Consider the following 3,543-nt stretch of genomic DNA (forward strand, 5'->3'; position numbering starts at 1 on the left):
GTGTTCATTTTCATTGCAATATCCGCAACGACTTTCCCATGCCCACTGGCACCTATAATAAGAAGTTTATTTTTCATAACTCTATTCTTCTTTCCTCTTTAGTTCCCATAAAAGGCTCCATAGTATCAGCAGTATTTGAATTAATACCTTCTCTGACAAAGACTTTCTTAATTGTTGTTAAAATAATCTTCCAATCCTCAATAAAACTTACTTTATTTACATATTCAACATCGAGATCGAACTTATCTTCCCATGTGATCGCATTCCTCCCGCTAACCTGTGCCAATCCGGATAAACCTGGTCTTACTTCATGACGCTGTTTTTGATGTTCATTATACAAAGGGAGATATTGCACTAAAAGTGGCCTTGGTCCAATAATGGACATATCCCCTTTCAAGATATTAAAGAGCTCCGGCAGTTCATCAAGAGACGTTGATCGTAACAGTCTGCCAAACTTTGTTAGTCTAACACTATCAGGAAGCAGATTTCCATTTTTGTCTGTTTCATCTGTCATTGTCCTAAACTTATACATCATAAAAATTTCTTCATTCAATCCCGGTCGTTTCTGCTTAAACAGCACAGGACTGCCTAATTTTGTTCTAACAAGTAATGCAACAATTAGAAAAACGGGACTAAGAATAATAATTGCTAATAAAGAAAGGATGAAATCCATCGGTCTTTTTACAAACCTCCTATAAAAACCACCTCTGGAATGATTCATCATGTTAACCACAACCCTTTGATAGTCTCAACAACTCTTTGTAAGTCTTCATCTGTCATCTTTGTATCAGAAGGTAAACATAACCCATTTTCAAACAAATTCTCTGATACACCTGTACCCACAAAGGCATAATTCTCGAAGAAAGGCTGCAAGTGCATTGGCTTCCAAATAGGTCTGGATTCAATATTCTCTTTTTCAAGAGCTTCCATCACATCAATTGGCCTTACATTACTTCTTAGTGTTAAGGAACTCAGCCAATAGTTAGGCTCATCCCACTCATTAACTGGCATAAATTCAACGCCACCTAGTTCACAGAGTTCTCTTTTGTAATATTCAAAAATATATTTCTTCTTCTCCACTCTCTTATCCAACACTTTAAGCTGTCCTCTTCCGATACCAGCAACAACATTACTCATCCGGTAATTAAATCCTAATTCACTGTGTTGATAGTGCCTAGCCTGATCTCTTGACTGGGTAGCCCAGAATCTCACTTTTGCAACTTTCTCTTCATTATTGGAAACGAGCATTCCTCCTCCAGAAGTAGTTATGATTTTATTGCCATTAAAAGAGTAGATACCATAATCGCCAAAGGTTCCTGTGTGTTGCCCTTTGTAATAACCACCTAATGACTCTGCTGCATCTTCAATAACTACAACATCATGTTCTCTACAGATTTCCATGATTTTATCCATATCTGCGGAAAGACCGTAAAGGTGAACAACGATGACTGCCTTAACTTCAGGAAACTTTTCAAAAGCTTCTTCCAAAGCTTGCGGGCACATATTCCAAGTTTCATAATTACTATCAATAAATACGGGAACAGCATGTTGATAGATAATAGGGTTGGCTGTTGCAGAGAAGGTAAGCGTAGGACAGAAAACAATATCTCCCTCACCAACACCAGCTGCCCTTAACGCTAGATGAATTGCCCCGGTGCCAGAAGATAAAGCAGCAGCCGACTTAGAACCAACTTTCGCAGCTAGCTCTCTTTCAAATTCATTAACATTTTCACCTAAAGGAGCGATCCAGTTTGTATCAAAAGCTTCTTGCACATATTGCATTTCATAGCCTTCTTCACTCATATGGGGTGAAGAGAGGAATATTCTTTCTTTGACTTTTGTCGAATCCATTCCTTGAATCTCCCTTCTCTCTATAATATTATATATTTTTAGTAGATTAAGACTTCATTGGTATCCTATCTTCATACTTTTCCAATCAACTACTAACCTACTAAAGTAAATCTAATTATGAAAAATAATCTAATTATATTAATTAAACAGGGCATCCAACCCCACCTCACATCACACTATCGACAACAAGTGTCTAAGGCTTTTCACCCACAGCATGACCGAGTGCCTCCATTGATAAAGGTAAAGGAGACATTACCTTACAATCTTCTCAATTCATAAAATCAATCACCATTAACGAACAAAACTATCATGGTTATTTCATAGCTCGTTAATGGCTTTCATCTCACAAATTTCTATCCTTTTACTAACTCTAATTTGTTCTCCTCATAAACAATATCCATCAATTGTTCTTTCAATCCCTCTTTAGAAAAGCGGTTAAAAGACTCCAGTAAAACTAATAAGCTATCTTTATTAACCTCAACTGTCTTCCCAACATAAATCTTCTCATAAACCGCTTCTGGATGTACTTCATTCTCTCCAAGCAATTCTTCATACATCTTTTCACCAGGTCTAATCCCACTAAATTCAATCGGAATCTCATCCTCTGAATAACCTGATAACTTGATCAAATTCTTTGCTAGATCCACTATCTTCACAGGCTCACCCATATCAAGGACAAAGATCTCTCCCCCCTGAGCCAATGTTCCAGCTTGAATAACCAATCTGGATGCTTCTGGAATCGTCATAAAATATCTTGTCATATCAGGGTGTGTCACAGTAACTGGTCCGCCTTGCTCGATTTGCTTTTTAAATAACGGAATTACACTACCACGGCTCCCAAGGACATTCCCGAATCTTACTGCAACAAATTTTGTCTGACTTCTTGTTGCTAAATCTTGTACAACCATTTCAGCCACACGCTTTGTCGCGCCCATCACATTCGTAGGGTTTACTGCTTTATCTGTAGATACCAATACAAAGGTATGGATCCCAAAAGCATCAGCAGCTTCTGCCACATTTTTTGTTCCGATAATATTGTTCTTCACTGCTTCATGCGGGTTATATTCCATTAATGGCACATGTTTGTGTGCTGCCGCATGGTAGATGATTTCTGGATTGAATTCATTGACAATACTGAAAATACGTTTACGGTCTTGAACGTCAGCTATAATAGGAATAATTTCAATTTCTGTCTGACCATATTTTTGTCGCAGTTCCATATCTATTGAATAAATACTGAATTCACCATGACCGACAAGTACAATCCTTCTTGGAGTAAAGCGCATTAATTGCCGGCAAATCTCGGAACCTATCGAACCACCAGCACCTGTAACCATTACCGTTCTGTTTGTCACATATTCAGTGATTGAATTGATATCCAATTCAACAGGCTGCCGGCCAAGAACATCCTCAACATCAACGTTTCTCAGAGTATTAACTGAAACTTTTCCGGAAACTATATCTTCAATCTTTGGCACCATCTGCACCCTTGCCTGTGTGCTGTTACAGATTGACACAACTTCCGTTAATGCTCCATTTGTCAGGGAAGGAATCGCAATAATAATATGTTCAATTTCCAGACTTTTGACTAGATCTGGAATATCCTTCGAGCTTCCTGTTACAGGCAAATCATATAAATGCATCTTATGTTTGGTGATATCATCATCAACGAATGCCACTGGACATAAATCA

4 protein-coding genes are annotated in these 3,543 nt (G+C 38.0%); all 4 read right to left on the reverse strand.

The features are described 5' to 3' along the window. Nucleotides 1-77 (reverse strand): PglD-related sugar-binding protein (locus F9U64_RS23015; RefSeq protein ID WP_456071352.1); only part of this gene is annotated, 77 nt, incomplete at its 3' end. Then, the gene (locus F9U64_RS12255) at nucleotides 74-721 is read right to left on the reverse strand and encodes a sugar transferase (protein WP_153403793.1); all 648 of its coding nucleotides are present in this window, start codon (nucleotides 719-721) and stop codon (nucleotides 74-76) included. The genes F9U64_RS12255 and F9U64_RS23015, both read right to left, overlap by 4 nt. Then, nucleotides 721-1,851, reverse strand: a complete 1,131-nt coding sequence (locus F9U64_RS12260) for a DegT/DnrJ/EryC1/StrS family aminotransferase (protein ID WP_153403795.1) — start codon at nucleotides 1,849-1,851, stop codon at nucleotides 721-723. The genes F9U64_RS12255 and F9U64_RS12260 overlap by 1 nt, the downstream gene beginning before the upstream one ends. 353 nt (nucleotides 1,852-2,204) lie before the next feature. After that, nucleotides 2,205-3,543, reverse strand: a 1,339-nt coding sequence (locus tag F9U64_RS12265) for a polysaccharide biosynthesis protein (protein WP_228275691.1), incomplete at its 5' end; no start/stop codon positions are given.

Origin of the sequence: Gracilibacillus oryzae (assembly GCF_009498735.1) — a bacterium.
In the GTDB taxonomy this organism is placed as follows: Bacteria; Bacillota; Bacilli; order Bacillales; family Amphibacillaceae; genus Gracilibacillus; species Gracilibacillus oryzae.

Coding starts and splice junctions, on each gene's coding strand:
- F9U64_RS12255 (WP_153403793.1), bottom strand. CDS start 721: ATGAATCATTCCAGAGGTGGTTTTTATAGGAGGTTTGTAAAAAGACCG.
- F9U64_RS12260 (WP_153403795.1), bottom strand. CDS start 1,851: ATGGATTCGACAAAAGTCAAAGAAAGAATATTCCTCTCTTCACCCCAT.